At 43.6% G+C, this 21,111-nt stretch carries 18 protein-coding genes and 1 pseudogene; 10 read left to right on the top strand and 9 right to left on the bottom strand.

The genetic code is table 11. The annotated features are described in order from the left end of the window. Positions 1-42: 42 nt before the first annotated feature. The gene (locus tag AB4589_RS16510) at positions 43-957 is read right to left on the bottom strand and encodes a TIGR01777 family oxidoreductase (protein WP_372101171.1); all 915 of its coding nucleotides are present in this window, start codon (positions 955-957) and stop codon (positions 43-45) included. A gap of 300 nt (positions 958-1,257) precedes the next feature. Here AB4589_RS16510 and AB4589_RS16505 point away from each other — a divergent pair, with 300 nt between their 5' ends. Genes AB4589_RS16505 through yfcE form a run of 5 tightly spaced genes read left to right on the top strand, consistent with a single transcriptional unit; the run spans position 1,258 to position 4,120 of the window. Then, positions 1,258-1,992, top strand: coding sequence for a DUF1538 family protein (locus tag AB4589_RS16505; RefSeq protein WP_372101169.1), 735 nt, complete (start codon positions 1,258-1,260; stop codon positions 1,990-1,992). Next, positions 1,989-2,783 (top strand): DUF1538 domain-containing protein, encoded by a 795-nt coding sequence (locus AB4589_RS16500; protein ID WP_372101167.1) that lies wholly within the window; start codon positions 1,989-1,991, stop codon positions 2,781-2,783. The genes AB4589_RS16505 and AB4589_RS16500 overlap by 4 nt, the downstream gene beginning before the upstream one ends. Beyond that, entirely contained in the window at positions 2,773-3,123 is a 351-nt protein-coding gene (locus AB4589_RS16495) for a P-II family nitrogen regulator (RefSeq protein ID WP_009847348.1), read from the top strand. The genes AB4589_RS16500 and AB4589_RS16495 overlap by 11 nt, the downstream gene beginning before the upstream one ends. Continuing rightward, positions 3,120-3,527, top strand: a complete 408-nt coding sequence (locus AB4589_RS16490; RefSeq protein WP_009847347.1) for a CBS domain-containing protein — start codon at positions 3,120-3,122, stop codon at positions 3,525-3,527. Before AB4589_RS16495 ends, AB4589_RS16490 begins: the two co-directional genes overlap by 4 nt. A gap of 47 nt (positions 3,528-3,574) precedes the next feature. Next, a complete protein-coding gene (yfcE, locus tag AB4589_RS16485) occupies positions 3,575-4,120 on the top strand; it encodes a phosphodiesterase (RefSeq protein ID WP_009847346.1) in 546 nt (181 codons plus the stop codon). Between the two features lie 30 nt (positions 4,121-4,150). Here yfcE and AB4589_RS16480 read toward each other — a convergent pair whose 3' ends face one another. The 3 genes from AB4589_RS16480 to AB4589_RS16470 form a co-directional block, all read right to left on the bottom strand. Then, a complete protein-coding gene (locus AB4589_RS16480; RefSeq protein ID WP_017096855.1) occupies positions 4,151-4,462 on the bottom strand; it encodes a SelT/SelW/SelH family protein in 312 nt (103 codons plus the stop codon). Positions 4,463-4,612: 150 nt separating this feature from the next. Next, a complete protein-coding gene (locus tag AB4589_RS16475) occupies positions 4,613-5,128 on the bottom strand; it encodes a regulatory protein ToxS (RefSeq protein ID WP_009847344.1) in 516 nt (171 codons plus the stop codon). A gap of 1 nt (position 5,129) precedes the next feature. Continuing rightward, positions 5,130-6,041, bottom strand: a complete 912-nt coding sequence (locus tag AB4589_RS16470) for a transcriptional regulator (RefSeq protein WP_135445371.1) — start codon at positions 6,039-6,041, stop codon at positions 5,130-5,132. Between the two features lie 269 nt (positions 6,042-6,310). On the opposite strand from AB4589_RS16470, the gene htpG reads away from it, so the two are divergent. The 3 genes from htpG (at position 6,311) to hemH (ending at position 10,487) form a co-directional block, all read left to right on the top strand. Beyond that, entirely contained in the window at positions 6,311-8,215 is a 1,905-nt protein-coding gene (htpG, locus tag AB4589_RS16465; protein WP_372101165.1) for a molecular chaperone HtpG, read from the top strand. Between the two features lie 388 nt (positions 8,216-8,603). Further along, entirely contained in the window at positions 8,604-9,248 is a 645-nt protein-coding gene (gene adk, locus AB4589_RS16460) for an adenylate kinase (protein ID WP_009847341.1), read from the top strand. 276 nt (positions 9,249-9,524) lie between these two features. Continuing rightward, positions 9,525-10,487 carry a ferrochelatase gene (gene hemH / locus AB4589_RS16455; RefSeq protein ID WP_372101163.1) on the top strand — a complete coding sequence of 321 codons (963 nt, stop codon included), beginning with the start codon at positions 9,525-9,527 and terminating at the stop codon, positions 10,485-10,487. 90 nt (positions 10,488-10,577) lie between these two features. Here hemH and AB4589_RS16450 read toward each other — a convergent pair. Further along, positions 10,578-11,967: pseudogene (locus AB4589_RS16450) on the bottom strand (peptide MFS transporter). Between the two features lie 501 nt (positions 11,968-12,468). Between AB4589_RS16450 and rfaH the strand changes: the two are divergent. Continuing rightward, positions 12,469-12,975, top strand: a complete 507-nt coding sequence (rfaH, locus tag AB4589_RS16445; protein WP_371708146.1) for a transcription/translation regulatory transformer protein RfaH — start codon at positions 12,469-12,471, stop codon at positions 12,973-12,975. Between the two features lie 82 nt (positions 12,976-13,057). On the opposite strand, the gene asnB is transcribed toward rfaH, so the two are convergent. From asnB to nagA, 4 genes are all read right to left on the bottom strand, one after another. Further along, positions 13,058-14,728: an asparagine synthase B gene (gene asnB, locus AB4589_RS16440; RefSeq protein ID WP_372101161.1), complete on the bottom strand. Its 1,671-nt coding sequence runs from the start codon at positions 14,726-14,728 to the stop codon at positions 13,058-13,060. Positions 14,729-14,962: 234 nt separating this feature from the next. Continuing rightward, the gene (locus AB4589_RS16435) at positions 14,963-16,549 is read right to left on the bottom strand and encodes a cation:proton antiporter family protein (RefSeq protein WP_009847336.1); all 1,587 of its coding nucleotides are present in this window, start codon (positions 16,547-16,549) and stop codon (positions 14,963-14,965) included. Between the two features lie 83 nt (positions 16,550-16,632). Then, positions 16,633-17,847 (bottom strand): ROK family protein, encoded by a 1,215-nt coding sequence (locus AB4589_RS16430; protein ID WP_009847335.1) that lies wholly within the window; start codon positions 17,845-17,847, stop codon positions 16,633-16,635. Positions 17,848-17,849: 2 nt separating this feature from the next. Further along, complete coding sequence (gene nagA / locus AB4589_RS16425) at positions 17,850-18,986, bottom strand: N-acetylglucosamine-6-phosphate deacetylase (protein ID WP_009847334.1); 1,137 nt, start codon at positions 18,984-18,986, stop codon at positions 17,850-17,852. Positions 18,987-19,461: 475 nt separating this feature from the next. On the opposite strand from nagA, the gene nagE reads away from it, so the two are divergent. Continuing rightward, complete coding sequence (gene nagE / locus AB4589_RS16420; protein ID WP_029222967.1) at positions 19,462-21,021, top strand: N-acetylglucosamine-specific PTS transporter subunit IIBC; 1,560 nt, start codon at positions 19,462-19,464, stop codon at positions 21,019-21,021. Positions 21,022-21,111 lie beyond the last annotated feature (90 nt).

Below are 21,111 nucleotides of genomic sequence, written 5' to 3'. Positions count from 1 at the left end.
CTTAATCCTTCATTAGAGTCTTTATCGCTCTAGGGTAAAGAATTAGTCTTGATGTTGTAACAAGTTTTTTAAGGCTGGTTCGATTCTTGAGTAACTAAAGATAAATCCCATTTCAGTGAGTTTCTTTGGTTTGGAACGAATGCTGTCAAAGAGTAGGCAAGAAGATTCACCCATCAGAAGCGACATTGCCCATTTCGGAGTGAATAAGAAATGAGGTCGGCGTAGTTGTTTGGCGAGTGTGCTGCTGAACAGTTTGTTGGTGACAGGGTGTGGAGCACACATATTAAATTCCCCTTGAGCGTGAGGAATCGACAATAAGTGGTTGATGGCTCTCACCATATCAAGCATGTGAATCCAAGGCATGTACTGTTCGCCTGAACCAAGTGGTCCGCCTACTCCGAGTTTGTACGGCATTAGCATCTTCTTTAAAGCACCACCATTTTCACCTAACACAATCCCCGTTCTCAGTAGTATTACACGCGTCTCATCGGATTGAACTCTCTTGGCTATCTCTTCCCAGTGCGCACAGACTTTGTGAGGAAAACTGTCGTCTTCTACTTGTAGTGATTCATCAAATGGGTGTTGCTGTTGATCGCCATAGTAACCTACAGCTGAACCGCTAATGAAAGCCTCCGGAGGGTTGCTACTGGCATGAATTAACTCGACCAGTTTTTCGGTAATGTGCCAGCGGCTATTGCAGATCCTTTCTTTTTGCTCCGCACTCCAACGCTTGTCAGCGATCGGTTCGCCAGCAAGATTGACCACGACATCGAAGTCATTGAGATCGCTGATTTCATCAAGAGATTGAATGTAATGAAGGTTATTCTGGTTCAGGTGATTTAGGTTTTGCTTCGCTTTTTCGGGGCTCCGCGTCAACAATGTCACGTCGTCAGTATTCCAACTTTTGACCAATTCAGAACCAATAAATCCCGTACCACCCGTTAACAATATCTTCATACCAATCTCCCTATTAAACATAATTATAGACATGGCTTGTTTTTGAACGCCAATCAATACGAAAAAATCACTATAACGATCAGTTGGTTTCAATCGTGTGATACCCAAATTACGCCGTATCAATTTACGAAAGAATGAAATTAAATTCATCAAGTTAGGATGTATACCGCTATCACACTTATGGACTTTACTCGGATATGTTACCAACTGCGTAATATTTGTCACATAAGGAATGATAAGGATTTGCCATGATTATTAGTAATTAATAACCAGACACAATTTCAATGACTAGGAGTTGCGATGATGGCTGTGCTTGCTTTGTTTCGAGCCATGTTAGGTAGCCTAAGGGATCTCTTGCCGATCGTGGCGGTGATTGCTTTCTTCCAGCTTGCTGTTTTGCAGGAGCCACTCCCTCATCTGTTGTCTATTCTAACTGGCTTAGTGCTGGTGGTTTTTGGACTGACTTTTTTTATCTTTGGCCTTGAAATGGGTCTGTTCCCAATTGGCGAGTCGATGGCTCAAGCTTTTGCTCGCAAGGGGAGCGTGTTTTGGTTATTGACCTTCGCTTTCTGTTTAGGCTTTGGCACCACCATTGCCGAACCCGCGTTAACCGCAGTGGCTGCCGAAGCCGCAGAAGTGGCTGCTGAAGGTGGTGTTATTCCCAACTATCTAGACGAAATGGAACAGTACGCCGATGGCTTGCGTTTCACCGTAGCATTGTCGGTGGGGATCGCCATCTTACTTGGGGTGCTGCGAATCTTAAAAGGTTGGCCAATTCAGTACATGATCATTGGAGGTTATATTGGAGTTGTGGTGCTCACTGCATTTGCCCCTGAAAACATCATTGGGATTGCGTACGACTCTGGCGGAGTGACTACATCGACCATTACCGTACCGTTAGTGACCGCATTGGGCGTGGGTTTAGCCTCTGCGATTAAAGGGAGAAATCCGATGATTGATGGCTTTGGATTGATCGCCTTTGCTTCACTGCTGCCGATGATGTTTGTCATGGTCTACGGGATGGTGGTGACATGATCAGTGCTCAGCAATTTATCGACACCTTTCTTGGTACTGTCATGGATGTGATTCCGATTGCGGTGATCATCTTCGGTTTCCAATTAGCGGTGCTGCGCAAGCCAGTTAATAACTTAGGCAAAGTGCTGATAGGTTTCTTTTACGTCATTCTTGGGTTGTCGCTCTTTTTGATGGGGTTAGAGCTCGCGCTGTTTCCTTTAGGGGAGACTATGGCAATGCAGCTCACCGAACCAAGTTTTTTGACTGAGTTCAAGGTCAGTTCAGGCCTTGCCTTAGTTTGGTTTGATTATTACTGGGTTTACCTTTTCGCGTTTTGTATTGGTTTCAGTACCACGATAGCCGAGCCTTCTTTGATCGCCGTTGCTATTAAGGCAAACCAAGTTTCCGGTGGCAGTATCAGTGTTAACGGGCTGAGGATCGCTGTGGCGTTAGGCGTAGCGATTGGCATATCGCTAGGTAGTTATCGCATCGTGGCTGGCGACCCTATCCATTACTACATCATTGTTGGTTATGTCATTGTGGTGATTCAGACCTTTTATGCGCCCAAATTGATTATTCCGTTAGCTTACGATTCTGGTGGGGTGACGACATCAACGGTGACGGTACCTTTAGTGACGGCACTTGGGTTGGGACTCGCGTCAACGGTGCCAGGAAGAAATCCGGTAATTGATGGCTTTGGGTTGATTGCTTTCGCGAGCTTATTTCCAATTATATCCGTGATGGGGTATGCCCAAATAACGCAATGGCTAAACCGATCACAATCCTCTAAGGAGAGCAAAGATGCGCTTTAAACTTATCTTAGCGTTTGTAGAAGAGAGCAAGACCGATATCGTGCTCGACGCCGCGCGTGATGCGGGTGCAACAGGGGCAACCGTGATTAACAATGCCAGAGGGCAGGGGCTAAACCAAAAGCGCACCTTCTTTGGGTTAACGTTAGAGGTGCAAAAAGATGTGCTGCTGTTTGTCGTCGAGGAGCACCTAGCTAGGCATATTCTAGAAACTATCGGTGAAGTCGGGGAGTTTGACCAAGAGTCAGGGCAAGGGATAGCAGTGCAGATCGATGTCGAAGATGCAGTCGGGGTCGCGCACCAAGTTGAAACATTAACTAAGGTTGTGGAGGACGAGTTATGAGTGGCAGTGAAAAAATCCGAGTAAGCGATGTAATGGCTAATACGTATGTGATTATCGATGGGCTAACCACTGTGTTGGAAGCGATAGAGATGGCTAAGAAGCATAAAGTGAAAGCCATCATTGTCGATAAGCGCCACGAAGATGACGAATACGGCATCGTATTGATGAATGATATTGCTAAGAAAGTACTGGCTAAGAACCGTTCTCCGAAGCGAACCAATGTTTATGAGATCATGACCAAGCCAGCGCTAAGCGTGTCTGCCGATATGAATGTGAAGTACTGTGCACGCTTGTTTGAGCGTTTTGGTATCAGTCGTGCCCCTGTGGTCAGTGACCATAAAATAGTCGGTATGGTTAGTTATAATAATATCGTGATCAACGGTATGGCGAGAGATGACGTGTAGCTGTTAGATACGTACAATAGGCTCATAAGTTTTATGGAGAAGTACGTGTGAAATTATTTTTTGCTTCAGACCTACACGGTTCGCTGCCAGCAACAGAAAGGGTATTAGAACTCTACCAAGCGTCTGGTGCGCAATATTTAGTGCTATTGGGTGACATTCTGAATCATGGTCCAAGAAACCCGATCCCTGAAGGATACAATCCGCCGGCGGTTGCAGAGAAGTTGAATGCGTTTTCTCAAGAGATCATTGCTGTTCGTGGTAACTGCGATAGCGAAGTGGATCAGATGTTGTTGTCTTTTCCAATGATGATGGATTACTCGTGGGTACTATTAGAATCAGGCCAACGTATTTTTCTAACTCATGGTCATTTGTACAACACCAATAAACGCCCCGAGCTAAAGGCGGGTGATATTATTGCCCATGGTCATACCCATATTCCTGTTGCTGAATACCAAGATGACATCTTTATCTTTAATCCTAGCTCGGTGACATTCCCACGAGATGGCCACGCAGCGAGCTATGGCATCTATGAAAATAATATCTTTAAAGTCATTAGCCTTGAAGGTGATGTTCTCGTGAGTGGCGAGCTTTAAATAAACTCAATCGGCGGCGTTAGAAAAGGCTCACTTTGAGTCTACGTGGCCGAGGTCTCTGTCTGGAGCAATGATGTTTCGTACTCTTTGCTTCAGAACTTTAGCCTCAGGAAAACCGTCGTCCGCTTTTCTTTCCCAAATCTGTATTCCATTACAAAAAACCTCAAATCGACCTCCGGTATCAGGGTGTAAACTCACTTGCTCTATCTCTTCACTGAAAGTATGCAGTAACTCTTGGCATAACCAACTAGAACGAAGCATCCAATTGCATTGACGACAATAGTGTATTGCGATGGTTGCCTTGGTGATTGATGCACTTACCGAGCTTGGTTCTGTATTCATAGATACCCCTAAAAATTCTAAAACAGTAGTTTGATGTCAACAGTTAATAAAAAAGGGGCATCATGCCCCTTTCTATTGGTATATCGTTTAATGATATACAGTAAATCACTGTTGAGTTTTAGCTTAATCTGATTTTAGTTTGAGACAGTATTAGTTTGAGAATAACACCGTAGAACCATGATTTAGGCTAGTGAGCAGCAGTGCTTTCTGATTAATAATATCAATGCGTCGGCTTTGTTCTGCATCCATTTTAATCACTTGAGTGATCAGCTCGAGTTGCTCCTCTGAAAAGTCTTGTCGCTCAGCAGAAGTGACATCTTTAAACTCCGTTGGTGAAATCAGTAAGTAATTATCGTTAATATCCCACTGACCGGTTTCGGAAATATTGATGACGTTTGCGGGTGCAGTCTGAGTGCCATACAGTTTAACTACAGCCATTCTCAGATACGTACCGTTTGGCAAATACTTCGCATTCGATGATAGCTCAACCTTACGCAGTGGCCCGATTGAATCCTCTTGCTTGATATCGCTAATCAGAGTCACCATTTTCGATTGCCATTCGTGTTGCGTAAGCAAGCGTTCTATCTTTGCATCGCTACCCCAGTATAACCAGCCGCTCAAGAAAGCAGAGATAACCAGTAAAATAATGGATAATTTTAATTTCATGTTACTGACCACCGTTACAAATGTCGTGTACATCCGACTGGTTTGCGTAAATTCTTAGAGTTACATTCTCGCTCGAGTAATCTTGAGGGTGAATATAGTTTAGAGCTAGATTGTTACCTTGTCCGCCTGTTGCAATCACCTCAGTTGGCTTTAGCATGCCAGTGTGGCTGGTGTTGTAACGCAATACACATTTCTCTATCGCTGGCAGCCAACTAGTCAGAGTTGGATGGTTGATTGGGGTTTGAACTTTGACACCATTAACCTCTGCTAATGTTCGAAACTCTGACTCTGCTGGGTTCTTTAACGTTAAAACGAGTATTGGCATAATGAAAGCGACAAGTAACATTCCAAACGTTAACCATTTATTCGAACTTTCATCTTTAGGTTTAACCTGATTGGTTACTGGCTCGACTTCGACATGATTTTCTTGAGCCTTTGCAGTTGGCTCTGGATCAATAGTTTCAGTGATGACCTCATCAGCTAATGTGGTATTAGCAAATGTTAAAATAGGCTCTATGTCACTTTCTGCAATTTCAGCTGTTGTTGGCTGATCGTTTGATGATAGTGGTGCTGAGCGCTCAACAGTCGCGATAAATTGATAACCACGTTTAGGAACGGTTTTTACAAATGCTGGAGATTTGGTTGAGTCTTTTAGCATTTTTCTGAGTGTCGATACCGCTTGCGTTAAGCTGGAGTCGTCCACCTCAAAGCCTTGGTCTCGCCAAACATATTCGTGTAATTCGTTACGAGTGATAACTTCATTGGGTCTTTCTGACAGCATCAGGAGAATGCGGCTTTCATTGCTGCCAAGACGTACGACTTCACCGTCGCTCATCTGATCAACAAGTGAGTTGCTATTTGGGTCAAATACGAACCGCTGTGCGAGAATAAACTTTGTGCCGATATTGCTCATTGAACTCTTCTATTTTGGATGATTTGGGGTGCGAAATAGACAAATCTCAGGTGAAGTTCTGTTAATTCTTCACCAAATCATGGCTTCTTTTATGTTCTTTTATATTTATAACACTCAAGGATAATAAAAACAGATCAAAAAAACAGTGTTTTTATGCTTTTTGACCTTGAATTTACATTTGTCATCCTCATGTTAATGAACATAAGAGTGGCATCAAGTGTTACGCCCCTATGGTATTCAACATAAAGTATAGATGTTTTGGAGTAAAAATGAGCGAAACAGCAACGCAAAATAAAGAGACTCGTGGCTTTCAATCTGAAGTAAAACAACTACTTCACCTAATGATTCACTCACTGTATTCAAATAAAGAAATCTTCCTACGTGAGCTGATCTCTAACGCATCTGACGCGGCTGATAAGCTTCGTTTTCAAGCGCTATCAAATGGCGACCTTTACCAAGGCGATGCTGATTTAGGTGTGAAACTTTCGTTCAACGCTGAAGCAAATACTTTAACGATCTCTGATAACGGCATAGGTATGAGCCGCGACAACGTTATTGAGCATTTAGGTACTATTGCTAAGTCAGGCACAGCTGACTTTTTCTCAAAGCTGTCTGAAGACCAAAGCAAAGACTCTCAGCTTATTGGCCAATTTGGTGTTGGTTTCTATTCTGCATTTATCGTTGCAGACGCAGTGACTGTTCGCACTCGAGCAGCTGGACTTGCTAATGACCAAGCCGTGCAATGGCACTCTGCGGGTGAAGGTGATTACACTATCGAAGACATCACGAAAGAATCTCGTGGTACAGACATCATTCTTCATATGCGTGAAGACGGCAAAGAGTTCTTAAATGAATGGCGTCTACGTGAAGTGATTGGTAAGTATTCTGATCACATCGGTATCCCTGTCTCTATCTTCACCGCGGTGAAAGATGACGAAGGTAAAGACACCGAAGAGAAGCATTGGGAGCAAATTAACAAGGCTCAAGCGCTTTGGACTCGTAACAAGTCTGATATCGAGAAAGAAGAGTACCAAGAGTTTTACAAGCACGTATCTCACGACTTTGCTGATCCACTAACGTGGAGCCATAACAAAGTTGAAGGTAAGAACGACTACACAAGCCTACTTTATATTCCTGCGAAAGCACCTTGGGATATGATGAACCGTGATCATAAGAGCGGCTTGAAACTATACGTGCAACGTGTGTTTATTATGGATGACGCAGAGCAGTTTATGCCATCTTACATGCGTTTCGTTCGCGGCTTGATTGATTCAAACGATTTACCACTGAACGTGTCTCGTGAAATCCTGCAAGATAATAAGGTAACTCAGTCTCTTCGTGGCGCATGTACTAAGCGTGTACTGACTATGCTTGAGCGCATAGCAAAGAATGACAACGACAAGTACTTAGAATTTTGGAAAGAGTTCGGCCTAGTACTGAAAGAAGGCCCTGCTGAAGACATGGCGAACAAAGAAAAAATCGCAGGTCTACTTCGTTTCTCATCAACAGAAGTGGATTCTTCTGAACAAACTATCGGCCTAGCATCTTACGTTGAACGCATGAAAGAAGGCCAAGACAAGATCTATTACCTAACAGCAGATAGTTACGCTGGCGCTAAGAACAGCCCACACTTAGAGCAGTTCAAAGCAAAAGGTATCGAAGTTGTTCTCATGTACGATCGTATCGATGAGTACGTAATGAATTACCTGACTGACTTCGACGGTAAACAGTTCCAATCGATCACTAAAGCAGGCTTAGACCTAAGCAAGTTTGAAGGTGAAGAAGAGAAAGAGAAGCAAAAAGAGACAGAAGAAGAGTTCAAATCTGTTGTTGAGCGCACTCAATCTTACCTAGGTGGTCGTGTTAAAGAAGTTCGTACTACTTTCAAGCTCGCAACAACACCTGCCGTTGTGGTGACTGATGACTTCGAAATGGGCACGCAAATGGCTAAGCTTCTTGAAGCTGCGGGTCAAGCGGCACCTGAAGTTAAGTACATCTTTGAGATTAACCCTGAGCACGCACTTGTGAAACAGATGGCTGATGAAGCGGACGAACAAGCGTTTGGTCGTTGGGTTGAGCTACTACTTGGTCAAGCTATGCTGGCTGAAAAGGGCTCAATGGAAGACCCGTCACAATTCTTAGGTGCAATCAACGAACTACTGACAAAACGTTAGTCTTTCGACTTTGGGCTAAGCTCATAATTATAATTAAAAGCTCGCTAATGCGGGCTTTTTTTATGAACGTCGCTTAAATTCATCGAAATGTCGCTAAAGTTGCTAACAAGACGAACGCAAACGCTGTCGATACATTCTTTAGTCTTAATTTAAGCAAAATTGAATATTAATGTGATAGAATGCTCGACCTAATCAGCTGGTACTATGAACCTATCATCTCCAGTTGTATGATTTTTAAACGTTATACCGAAACTTACCGTTTTGCTTCTGTTTACAGTTGTGCTTAGCCTCAGTTGTTACCTAACCTCTCTTGTTCGACTTAAATTGAACCAGAAAGGCGGGATAGTGAGCTTCGGTATAAATCATAATTTTTATAAGAGGATTAAACATGCGCATCATTCTTCTAGGTGCTCCTGGCGCGGGTAAAGGTACTCAAGCTAACTTCATCATGAACAAATTTGGTATCCCTCAAATTTCAACTGGTGACATGCTACGTGCTGCTATCAAAGCGGGTACTGAGCTTGGTAAGCAAGCAAAATCAGTAATCGACGCTGGTCAGCTAGTTTCTGATGAAATTATCCTTGGTCTAATCAAAGAGCGTATCGCTCAAGATGACTGTGAGAAAGGTTTCCTACTAGACGGTTTCCCACGCACAATCCCTCAAGCTGATGGCCTAAAAGAAATGGGTATCGCAGTAGACTACGTTGTTGAATTCGACGTAGCTGACGATGTGATTGTTGAGCGTATGGCTGGTCGTCGTGCTCACCTTCCTTCTGGCCGTACATACCACAATGTGTACAACCCGCCTAAAGAAGAAGGTAAAGATGACATCACTGGCGAAGAGCTAGTGGTTCGTGATGACGACAAAGAAGAAACAGTTCGTGCACGTCTAGGTGTATACCACGATCAAACAGCTCCGCTTATCTCTTACTACGGTAAAGAAGCTGAAGCAGGTAACACTAAGTACCTTAAGTTCGACGGTACTAAGCAAGTTGCTGAAGTTAGTGCAGAACTTGAGAAAGCACTAGCATAATTGGCTAACAGCCAGTTTTAGAATTTGATATATTGGAAGCGACCTTAAGGTCGCTTTTTTTGTTTTAATTTTTAGTCATATACCAATCTAGATAAACTCGATTGTGCACTGTTTCCGTGGTACGGCTTAGATTCGCGCGGCTAACGATCAATGTGATGTTGTGATCACCTAGGTTAAGAACGATTATTCTTAAATTTAGTGACACAACAATGATCTTAAACTTATGTAGATTAGTATATTACGTTCCAGAAAATCACATATTGGTCTCAGGTATCTATGGAAAATAATAAAAAGCAGGGCGTTTTACTGGTGAACTTAGGAACACCAGACTCAGCGACCCCTGCTGGCGTTCGTCGATTTTTGAGTGAATTCTTACACGATAAGCGAGTTGTAAATTTAACGCGTTGGCTGTGGTGTCCTATTTTGCATGGGGTGATCTTACCGATTAGATCGCCGAAAGTGGCTAAGCTGTATCAGTCTGTTTGGATGGATGAAGGCTCACCACTACTTGTGTACTCTCAAAGACAAGCCGAAAAGCTCCAGAAAAAATTACAGATACCCGTAGCGCTGGGTATGACCTATGGTAACCCAAGCCTTAAAACGGGCGTTGAGCAATTAATGGAGCAGGGCGTTGAAGACATCATCGTATTGCCTTTATATCCTCAATACTCAGGCACAACCACAGCGGCCGTATCTGATGGCTTAACCAAGGCCTTTAAGCAGATGCCAGTGATTCCGAGCTATCGCTTTATTCGCGACTACTACGCGCACCCAAGCTACGCAAAAGCATTGGCTGAAAGCGTGCGTAGCCATTGGGATAAAAATGGTAGAGCCGATCATTTAGTTTGTTCTTTCCACGGTATTCCGAAGCGATTGGCTGATGAAGGCGACATCTACCCACAGCATTGTGAAGCGACAACAAAGCTCCTTGCTGCTGAGTTAGGCTTATCAGCGGACGATATCACCATGACATACCAATCTCGATTTGGTCGAGAAGAGTGGTTGAAGCCATACACTGACGAGACACTTGAATCATTGCCAAGCAAAGGCATCAAAAAAATCGATATTATGGCGCCTGCATTTTCTGTGGATTGTTTAGAAACGTTAGAAGAGATTTCGGATCAGTGTAAAGAGACCTTCATTGACGCTGGTGGCTCAGACTTTAGCTACATTATGTGTCTTAACGACAGAGACTCACACATCGATATGATGGCTGAGCTAGTGGCGCTTCATCGCTAACTGATATGCCAATAGAATAAATAACAAAAGGGCTGCTCATTGAGCAGCCCTTTTTGATCTTGATGTTTATTCTTGAAATAGATCTAGATATTAAGCAACCGAAGTCTCTGCTTTTGGCTCTGCTTCAAGCATCATGTTGGTTTCTACGCCATGCATCCATGATACAAGCTTGCCAGCACAAAGAAGCAGTAAGACGCCACTTATGGTCGCTGTAATTGCGATACCACCGAAGATAGACATTGCGCCAAGCTCACCAACGTGAGAACCCACAAGGCCAGCTACGTAGTTTGCGACAGCGTTGAAGCCAAACCATGCACCCATCATTAGCGATGCGAGACGAAGCGGAGCTAACTTAGTGACCAACGACAGGCCAATAGGAGATAGACAAAGTTCGCCAAGGGTATGGAAGAAGAAAGCACCGACTAGCCACAGCATTGATGTTTTCACTGTTAGGTCGCCACCTTGCTCCATTACAGCGCCCATCATGCACACAAAACCAAGAGCTAGGAAGAACAAAGCCATTGCAAATTTCACTGGAGAATTTGGTTCACGCTTACCAAGCTTAACCCAAAATGCAGCAATGATTGGTGCAAGTGTAATGATGAAGAATGGGTTCAGAGATTGGAACCACGCCGCTGGGACTTCAAAGCCACCAATCATGCGGTCAGTATATTGTTGAGTATAGATATTCATCAGACCGCCAGCTTGTTCAAAGCCCGCCCAGAAAACTATGACGAATAGACCCATAACCAGAATAACTTTTAGTCGATCGAACTCTTCTTTGGTTAGTGGCGTTTTTTCTTTTGATTTGTTCAGTGCTTTTGCTCGCGCAGCTGCGTGCGGGCACTGAACCAATGTTACCTAACCAAGATTGAGCCATTGTCATTTGCATGATTAAGCTAATAACCATACCAATACCAGCGGCTAAGAAACCTGCTTTCCAGCCGAAAGAGTCGACAGCAGCGCCTGAAATCAAGCCACCTAATAATGCACCTAAGTTGATGCCCATGTAGAAAATGGTGAATGCACCGTCACGGCGGTTATCGCCTTCTTGGTATAGGTCGCCAACCATGGTCGAGATGTTTGGCTTAAACATACCGTTACCACTGATAAGTAGTGCTAAACCTAGATAAAGAGCATTTACTTGGTCTAAGCCAATAGCGCCGTTAGGAAGAGCGAGTGTAAACTGGCCGAGTGCCATTAATACACCACCCACTAGGATCGATTTACGTTGTCCTAAGTAGTTATCGGCAATCCAGCCACCGATCAATGGCGTGATGTAGACTAAGCCAGTGTAAATACCGTAGAGATCAAGTGCGTCTTTCGTTGACCAACCAAGTCCACCGTTGAGGGTCGTGTCAGTCAAAAATAAAACAAGGATGGCACGCATCGCGTAGTAGGAGAAACGTTCCCATAGCTCTGTGCTAAATAATAAAAATAGGCCTCTAGGGTGGCCAAAGATGTTGTGATTGCTTGGCATAAGTTTTACTAATTTTAGGTATTAAAAGATTTTATAGTCATTCATGTATACACAGTAGGGTAAAAGTCTGCAATAGGCGTATTTTGTGGTCACGATAACTTGGTTTTGCTAAGGTGTTGATATTAAATAAATTTACTTTTAATGTGGCCCATTCTACTTGTGCTGCAAACTAATTTTCCATATTTGACCTGGTTGGTTAGTAACCTTTTTTAAAACCCTATCCAATAAAAATGTTTAGATCTATTGCCCTAGCCTATCGTTATGATCTTATAGGGAATGTTATTCATATTATCTGCGATATACATATGCTTACAGCAATGAGTCTTTTGATCTCTAAATGTTCCTTGTACAATGACTGACCAAATTTTTTACCTATGACTTTTTGGTTGATAAGTCTGTCTGTTGCGCGTAATTTCTCGCTTATCAGGACTCATTTATTAACGGCGACTAAACTGTTTTAGGCTGTGGTTAAATGTCCAAAGAACGAAGATGGCGAGTTAAATGAAACGTTGGTATTTACTTTACTGTAAGCGTGGTGATCAAAAACGCGCTCAACAGCACCTAGAAAATCAGGGGGTAGAGTGCTTTTACCCTCAAATAGAAGTCGAAAAGGTAGTGAGAGGGAAAGAGAAGCTGGTCCAAGAACCGCTGTTCCCATCATATATCTTTGTCCGTTTTGATTATGAGCAAGGCCCAAGCTTTACTACCGTTCGTTCAACTCGTGGTGTTGTCGACTTTATTAAGTTCGGTGCAAGGCCGTATGAAGTCCAAGGTGATTTGGTTTTTGAGCTAAAAGAGTTCGAGAAGTGTTGCAGTAGCGAAGTTGAAGATTGCTGTGTTGAGTTTGAATCAGGGCAAGTTGTCAAAATTAATAATGGCCAGTTTGCGGGTGTTGAAGCTATTTACCATCAGAAAGATGGCGAAGCTCGATCCATTATGCTCGTAAAAATGATCAGCCAAGTGGTTCCGATCAGTATTGAAAACGAAGCACTACAAGCTCACGTATAAGTGAAATATTAAAAAGTAAAAACTAGGCTTAAAACAAAAAGGCGCATAATGCGCCTTTTTTAGTATTTGATTTTTCAAACGCTTAAGCGTCATAGGCGTCGTTGTGAACGGCTTGTACCGCACGGCCTGATGGGTCTACACAGTTTTTGAATGACTCATCCCACTCGATCGCTTTTGCTGATGAACAGGCAACTGAAGGGCCGCCAGGTACACACTCTGCCGCCGATTCTAGAGGGAATAGCTCCTCAAAGATTTCACGGTAAGCATAACCTTCTTTGGTTGTTGGTGTGTTGTAAGGGAAACGGAACTGAGCAGCTTCCATTTGTTGATCCGTTACTTTTTCTTCAGCCGTTGCTTTCAATGTATCAATCCAGTCGTAGCCAACACCATCAGAGAACTGTTCTTTTTGGCGCCATGCAATTGAATCTGGTAAGTAGTCTTCAAAACACTCACGTAGGATGTGTTTCTCCATTTTACCGTTACCGCACATTTTGTCTTCAGGGTTTAAACGCATAGCCACATCGATGAACTCTTTATCCAAGAATGGTACACGACCTTCGACTCCCCATGCTGCAAGTGATTTGTTTGCACGAGCACAGTCAAACATGCTTAGAGCAAGAAGTTTACGTACCGTCTCTTCGTGGAACTCTTTTGCGTTTGGCGCTTTATGGAAGTACAGGTAGCCACCAAAGATTTCATCAGCACCTTCACCAGAAAGTACCATTTTGATACCCATTGCTTTGATCTTACGAGCAAGCAAGTACATTGGCGTCGATGCACGAATGGTCGTTACATCGTAAGTTTCGATGTGGTAGATAACATCACGGATTGCATCTAAGCCTTCCTGAATGGTGTAAGTCATCTCATGGTGTACAGTACCGATTTTGTCCGCAACTTCACGTGCAGCAATCAGATCGGGAGCATTTTCTAGGCCAACAGCAAATGAGTGTAGTTGTGGCCACCAAGCTTCTGATTGCTCGTCATCTTCGATACGCATTGCTGCAAAACGCTTAGCGACTGCAGAAGTGATTGATGAATCAAGGCCACCAGATAGAAGTACACCGTAAGGAACGTCAGTCATTAGTTGACGCTTAACAGCAGCTTCTAGCGCTTCAGTTAGCTCTTCTTTGCTTGTGCTGTTACCTTGAACGGCTGCGTATTTGTTCCAATCGCGGATGTAGTAGCGTTGAGGTTCTGCATCTTTAGAAGAGTAGAAGCTACCAGGAGGGAACTCACTGATCGTCTTACAAACTGGAACCAGTGCTTTCATCTCTGAAGCAACGTAATAGTTGCCGTGCTCATCGTAGCCTTGGTAAAGCGGGATGATGCCAATATGGTCACGGCCGACTAGGTATTCGTCTTTCTCTTCGTCATATAAAACGAAAGCGAAAATACCGTTAAGTTCTTCTAAAAGGTCGGCACCCATCTCTTGGTAAAGCGCAAGAATGACTTCACAATCAGAGTCAGTTTGGAACTGGTATTTATCTTCGTAGCGAGCGCGAAGTTCTTTGTGGTTATAGATTTCGCCATTAACTGCAAGAATGTGCTTTTTGTCTTGGCTGTATAGTGGTTGAGCACCACTGTTTAAGCCGACGATAGCTAGACGCTCGTGAGCAAGGATAGCTTTTTCACCGGCATAGATACCAGACCAGTCTGGGCCACGGTGACGAAGCTTTTTAGACATTTCTAAAGCAATAGGGCGAAGTGCTGCGGCATCACTTTTAATGTCGAGAATGCCAAATACTGAACACATAGAACTTCCTTTTAAATAATTTCTAAATCAACTGCATTCAATTTGCCATTCTGGCTAAAAAAAGCAACCGAATGTGAGCAAAAAAATAATATAAAGGGGTTTATGTTAGAAAATATCTACTTTTAAGGTGGTTTTGGTGAGTGGCGTCTAATTGCGGTTGGTTTTTTGAACAAAAACCTCTCAAAAGTGCAAAAAAATCGCAATTTTGAGAGGTTAAATGGAACATGTTGAATATCATATTTTATTGATGTTCGGATTCAATTGTTCACAAACATGTCGGGCAAAACCGCTACCAGCTTCGCTGTAAATGTTAAATGCCGCATCGACGCCATTCTCTTTCAGTGTTTCGAGCTGATCTGGATATTCGGCAATTGCCGCTATTTGACCTTTAAAGTTTCGTGATTTTAATTGTTCTAAGGCGGTTTGATTACCTTGGTGGTGAGGCATAGCCAAGATCACCAGTTTTACGTTTGCTGTGTCTAAGATTCGTTCCCAGAAATCCGGGTCAGTTGCGTCACCAGAAATAACGTTTCTGCCATGGCTTCTGTGGTTATGTGCCGCGTCTTCACGAACTTCTACACCTAAACTCACTTTGCCGTAGCGTGAGCGTAATTCGTCGTAGGCACCAGTACCAATGCGTCCCATACCAAGAATTAGAACTTGAGCCCGACCTGGGTCAATTCGTTTGTCACGTTGGTGGAGCTTCTCAGCAGCGTGCTCTTTTAACCAGCGACCTGATTGTTGATAAAGTTTGTGACCCGCTTTGTTGAGAGGTGCAGCGATTAAGAACGACAATGAAACGGCTATAGCCACTGCCACCAAGATGTCGCCAGACATCCAGCCCATCTTAAAAGCAAGGCCACCGACGATGAGGCCAAATTCACTGTAGTTAAACAGTGACAAAGAAGTGAGTAGGGAGGTTCGAACACGGAACTTGAATCGGTTTAGTACCAAGAAGTACAGAACGCCTTTCACTGGCAGTAACAATAAGAACAAGACTGCAAGCATAAAACCCTGAATAGTTGGCTGTTCTGACAAGCCAATATTCAAGAAGAAGCAGACGAGGAAAAGCTCTTTGAGGTTAAACAGCGACTTCGATAGCTCTGAAGCTTTTGGGTGACCGGCTAATAGCATACCTAGGATAAGGGCACCTAAGTCTGGTTTTACTCCTACAAACTGGAACAAGCCCGCACCAACAACTAATGCGAAGAAGATACCGAATAGCACCAACATTTCACCGTGCCCAACCCAATCGAGGACTTTGTAGAACAATGGGCGAAAGAAAGGCAAAGCGAACAGTGCGATCGCATACCACTCTGGAATTTTGCCCGTCGATGCAGTCAAGAATACGACAGCAAAGATATCTTGCATGACCAGAATGCCAATCGCTAGTGTGCCATAGGTAGCATTCATTTCCCCTTTCTCTTGTAGAGACTTGACCGCAAATACAGTACTAGAAAATGAAAGAGCAAAACCGAGTAGAACGATCTGTTCTATTGACATGGCTGCTAGAGATGAAATACCTAGGAACTTAAAACCAAATAGAGCGGCTGCAAAAAACAGAGTGGATAAAAGATTGTGGATTGTTGCGCCAGCCCAGATCTCTTTAGAGAGTAGGGTTTTGATGTCCAGCTTTAAGCCAATAGTAAATAAGAGAAGGGTGACACCAAGGTCAGCCAAAGTAATGATGGTGTCATTGGTTTCAAAGCCAAGGGCATAAAGCCCGAAACCTGCAACCAAAAAACCAACTAATGGGGGGAGGTGGCATTTTAAAGCAATAAATCCTGCGATAAACGCAGTGGATATTAATATAAGTTCCATAACTTGTTGTTGTAGTTCCCTAGCTTAAAAAAACGGGCCGTGTTTATACAAACACGGCCCGCGGAAAATCAGAATTGTTTTCTTTAGTCTTCAAGAAGCTTTTGCAGTAACACACCGTTGAGCATGGCGCGCTTAATCATGGCAAAGGCTCCCATCGTAGGATGTTTATCGATCTGTGATGCTACAATAGGCAGGCCGCTATGGAAAGTCGTTAACGACTGATTCTCTACATTGCGCTTAATTGCAGGGAAAACAATCTCTTGTGCCTTCGTAATATCACCAGCAATGATAACTTTCTGAGGGTTAAACAGGTTAATCGTCATCGCGATAGCCTTACCTAACTGGTTTCCTACTCGAACTAAGCTTTGTTTCGCGAGTTCATCGCCATTGATTGCGTGGTCACAAACATCTTGAATCGTAATATGTTCAAGTTCCGTTAAAGAAGATTCATAGCCTTGCTTAATGAGCTTCTGTACTCGATCAACAATGGCAGGGTTTGCCGCTACGGTTTCAAGACAACCGAAGTTACCACACTGGCACTGTTCTCCTAGCGGATCAATTTGGATATGACCAATTTCACCCACGTTACGGTTATGGCCTAAGAAAACCTGGCCATTAACGATAATACCAGCACCCGTACCACGGTGCACACTGACCAAAATAGAATCTTGACTGTCTTTACTTGCACCGAAGTAGTGCTCAGCAAGCGCCATTCCTCTAACGTCATTACCAACAAAACAAGCCACATGGAAAGTGTCGCGAATAATGTCGCTCAATGCGAGGTTATCGATGTCCGTATTTGGCATGTACTCAACAACACCGGTTGTTGGGTTAACCAAGCCTGGAAGGGTGACACCAATGGCAATCAGTTGGTCGATCTTTGGCTGATGCTCAGCAATGAAAGCCTTGAGGTTATTGACCAAGCCTTGTGTAAGGTCTGATTGGTCTGAATAATCCAGGTCTTGTTGTTGGAAAGCCAACTCACGACCGCCAAGGTCATGAAGGCTTATTTGAATATAGTCTCTACCTAAGCGTACAGCGACAGAATGAAAAGGGTCGACTTCTGTGGTTAGGGAGATCGCGCGTCTACCGCCAGTAGACGCTTGTTGCGCAACCTCTTTAATGAGGCCGCGCTCCAAAAGTTGGCGGGTAATTTTTGTAACACTTGCCGGTGCGAGTTGGCTTACATCAGCCACTTGTATACGACTGATAGGCCCTTGCTGGTCTATTAGTCGGTATACCGCCGCACTGTTTAGTTGTTTAACTAAGTCTACGTTACCTATTTGTCCGCCATTCATACTTAATTGTGCTCGTATTGTCCATTAACAACAGTCGCTTTAACGTTAAAGTCTCGGTCAAATACAGCTAGGTTTGCAACCATGCCTTTTTTGATTCGACCTAGCTTGCTTTCTACACCGATAGCCGTAGCTGGGTATAGCGTAGCCATGCGAAGAGCTTCGTCTAAAGCGATACCAGCGTGCTCAACTGTATTCTGAACTGCTTCAATCATAGTCAGAGCTGAGCCGCCCAGTGTGCCGTTTTCATCAACACACTTACCATCTCGGTAATATACTTTCTTACCGACAAAAATAAAGTATTCCATGTCAGCACCTGCAGGAGCTGTGGCATCCGTCACTAATACTAACTTTTCTCCCTTGATTTTGTGCGCAATTCTGATGTTTGCGTAATCAACGTGGAAGCCGTCGGCGATGATACCTGCATAAACTTCTGGCGTGTCGTAAATCGCGCCAACAACGCCAGGTTCACGACCAACCATAGGGGTCATTGCATTGAATAGGTGGGTAGCGAAAGTGATACCAGATTCGAAACTTTGTCGAGCTTCTGCGTAAGTCGCGTTTGTGTGGCCGATAGAAACGACAACGCCTGCTTTGTGTAGGCGCTCGATATGTTCTGGATCATTAAGCTCTGGTGCCAATGTTACTTTTGAAACTAGGTCGCTGTTCTCGCAAATCAGTTCAATCATTTCGCTGTCTGATTTACGAATGTGATCGACGCTGTGGATGCCTTTTTTTGCAACGTTTAGGTATGGACCTTCAAGGTGCAGACCTAGTGATTGGTTTTGGTACTGGTTGTGATATTCACGAGCTGCAGTAATAACTGCACGCATATCTTCGTCTGAAGAAGTGATGAGCGTTGGCAGGAAGCTAGTACAGCCTGATTTAAGGTTTGCTTCGTGCATGATCTGCATTGTTTCTGCCGTGATCTCATCGTTAAGCATTACACCGCCACAACCATTCAGTTGTAAGTCAATGAAACCTGGGCTTAGGTTTGCTCCGTTTAGATCGCGAACCTCGATTCCTTCTGGCAATTCAGAGATAGGACAGACTTTTTTGATCAGTTCATTTTCTATTACGACGGCATGATCGGTTAGAACATCACTACCAGTGTAAATTTTACAGTTACTTAGCGCGTACATAGTCAGCTAATCCTTATTTCGTGAGATCTTTTAAATTTGTTCGTTACCTAAATGTGGACTTAGTTTGCGAGCATCATTTACGTAACGATTTATCTTTTATGGGCGAACGGCTTCAAAATGGGAAGCTATTTAAGTTGTTGAAAAACATATGAACAATTGATCTTTATTATACATTTAGGTTCATTGTTAATGATTATTCACAGGGTAATCTAAAGTTAGGAATATCATGTTTTTGCCTAATGATTAGATTTGAATTTTATCTATAAATGCTCATTTTTTTGAATGATAAAATAAGTTTTATGATCTCGCTAGCAAAAACCTCTGGATTTGGTAAAAACTGGTGATTAGGATCACAAATGGTAAGGTTTTAATTTGCGGGGCAAAATTAATTGAATACACTGAATAGGACTAAATTGAGCGACTAAAATAAGTTTCTCAAATGAATTCTAAAAAATCCTATAGGGGGAAACAACTGGTGAATATTCTAGGATATGCACAGAAGCTAGGTAAGGCATTAATGCTACCTATCGCAACACTTCCGATTGCGGCGCTTCTACTACGTTTAGGTCAAGGCGATCTACTTGATATTCCATTCATGGCAGAAGCTGGTGGAGCTATCTTCGGTAACCTACCATTGCTATTTGGTCTAGGTATCGCGATTGGTCTTTCTAAAGACGGTAACGGCGCAGCAGGTCTTGCTGGTGCAGTTGCTTACTTCGTACTAACAGCGACAGCAACAACAATTAACGCTGACGTAAACATGTCATTCTTCGGCGGTATCTTCGCTGGTATCATCGCAGGTCACTCTTACAACGCTTTCCATGCAACACGTCTTCCTGAGTGGCTGGCTTTCTTTGCGGGTAAACGTTTAGTACCTATCATGGCTGGTCTATTTGCACTTGTTGCAGGTGCTGTGTCTGGTGTGGTTTGGCCTGGTGTTCAATCTGGTCTAGACGCACTGGCTCACGCAGTATCAACATCTGGCGCTATTGGTCAATTCGTTTACGGTACTCTTAACCGTGCACTTATCCCTGTAGGTCTACACCACGTATTGAACTCATACTTCTGGTTCGGTATGGGTACATGTCAAGAAATCATCGTTGCTGGTCAAGGCGCATTCGCTAACATCACTCAACTTTGTGTTGACCCATCACTAGCTAAAACTCTAGTTGTTGGCCAAGAGCACACATTCACATTCGCTAACTCTGTAACTCCAGAAATCACTACTGTAGTTAAAGAAGTGACTGAAACTGTTAAATCTGGCGACCTACACCGTTTCTTCGGTGGCGATAAAGGCGCTGGCGTGTTCATGAACGGTTTCTTCCCAGTAATGATGTTCGGTCTACCAGGTGCTGCACTTGCAATGTACCTAGCTGCTCCTGCTGAAAAACGCAGCCAAGTTGGTGGCGCACTGTTCTCAGTTGCATTCTGTTCATTCCTAACAGGTATCACAGAGCCGCTAGAATTCATGTTCGTATTCCTAGCTCCTGCTCTATACGCAATGCACGCTGTATTTACAGGTCTGTCTCTAGTAGTTGCAAACATGTTTGGTACTCTGCACGGTTTCGGTTTCTCTGCTGGTCTTATCGACTTCGTATTGAACTGGGGTCTAGCAACTAAACCATTCGTACTACTACTAATCGGTCTTGGTTTCGGTGCTCTATACTTCTTCACTTTCTCTTTCGCAATCCGCGCTTTCAACTTGAAATCGCCAGGTCGTGAAGATGATGACGAAGCTGTAGCAGCTCCTGCTGGCGACGCACCAAAAGGTGAAGTTGCACGTCAATACCTGAAAGCACTAGGTGGTCACGACAACCTAACTTCAATCGACGCTTGTATCACTCGTCTACGTCTAACTCTTAAAGACCGCTCTATCGCAGATGAAGCTGTTCTTAAGAAGCTTGGCGCTAAAGGTGTGGTTAAACTAGGTGAGAACAACCTACAGGTTATCCTAGGCCCACTAGCTGAAATCGTAGCTGGCGAAATGAAAGCTATCGGTGCAGGTGAAGACCTATCTGATGTAAAACTTCCATAGTGACGGAAGTGCTTAATTAAGAAGTAAAGTTACTCTTAAGTAAGTTTCAAATTGAAAGCCTCCCAAACGGGAGTAATGCCGATCAGTTAA

The organism is Vibrio sp. 10N.222.49.A3 (assembly GCF_041475145.1).
GTDB lineage: Bacteria > Pseudomonadota > Gammaproteobacteria > Enterobacterales > Vibrionaceae > Vibrio > Vibrio tasmaniensis_A.
Note: the sequence above shows the minus strand (reverse complement) of the source record. Positions and strands in the feature narration are given on the sequence as shown.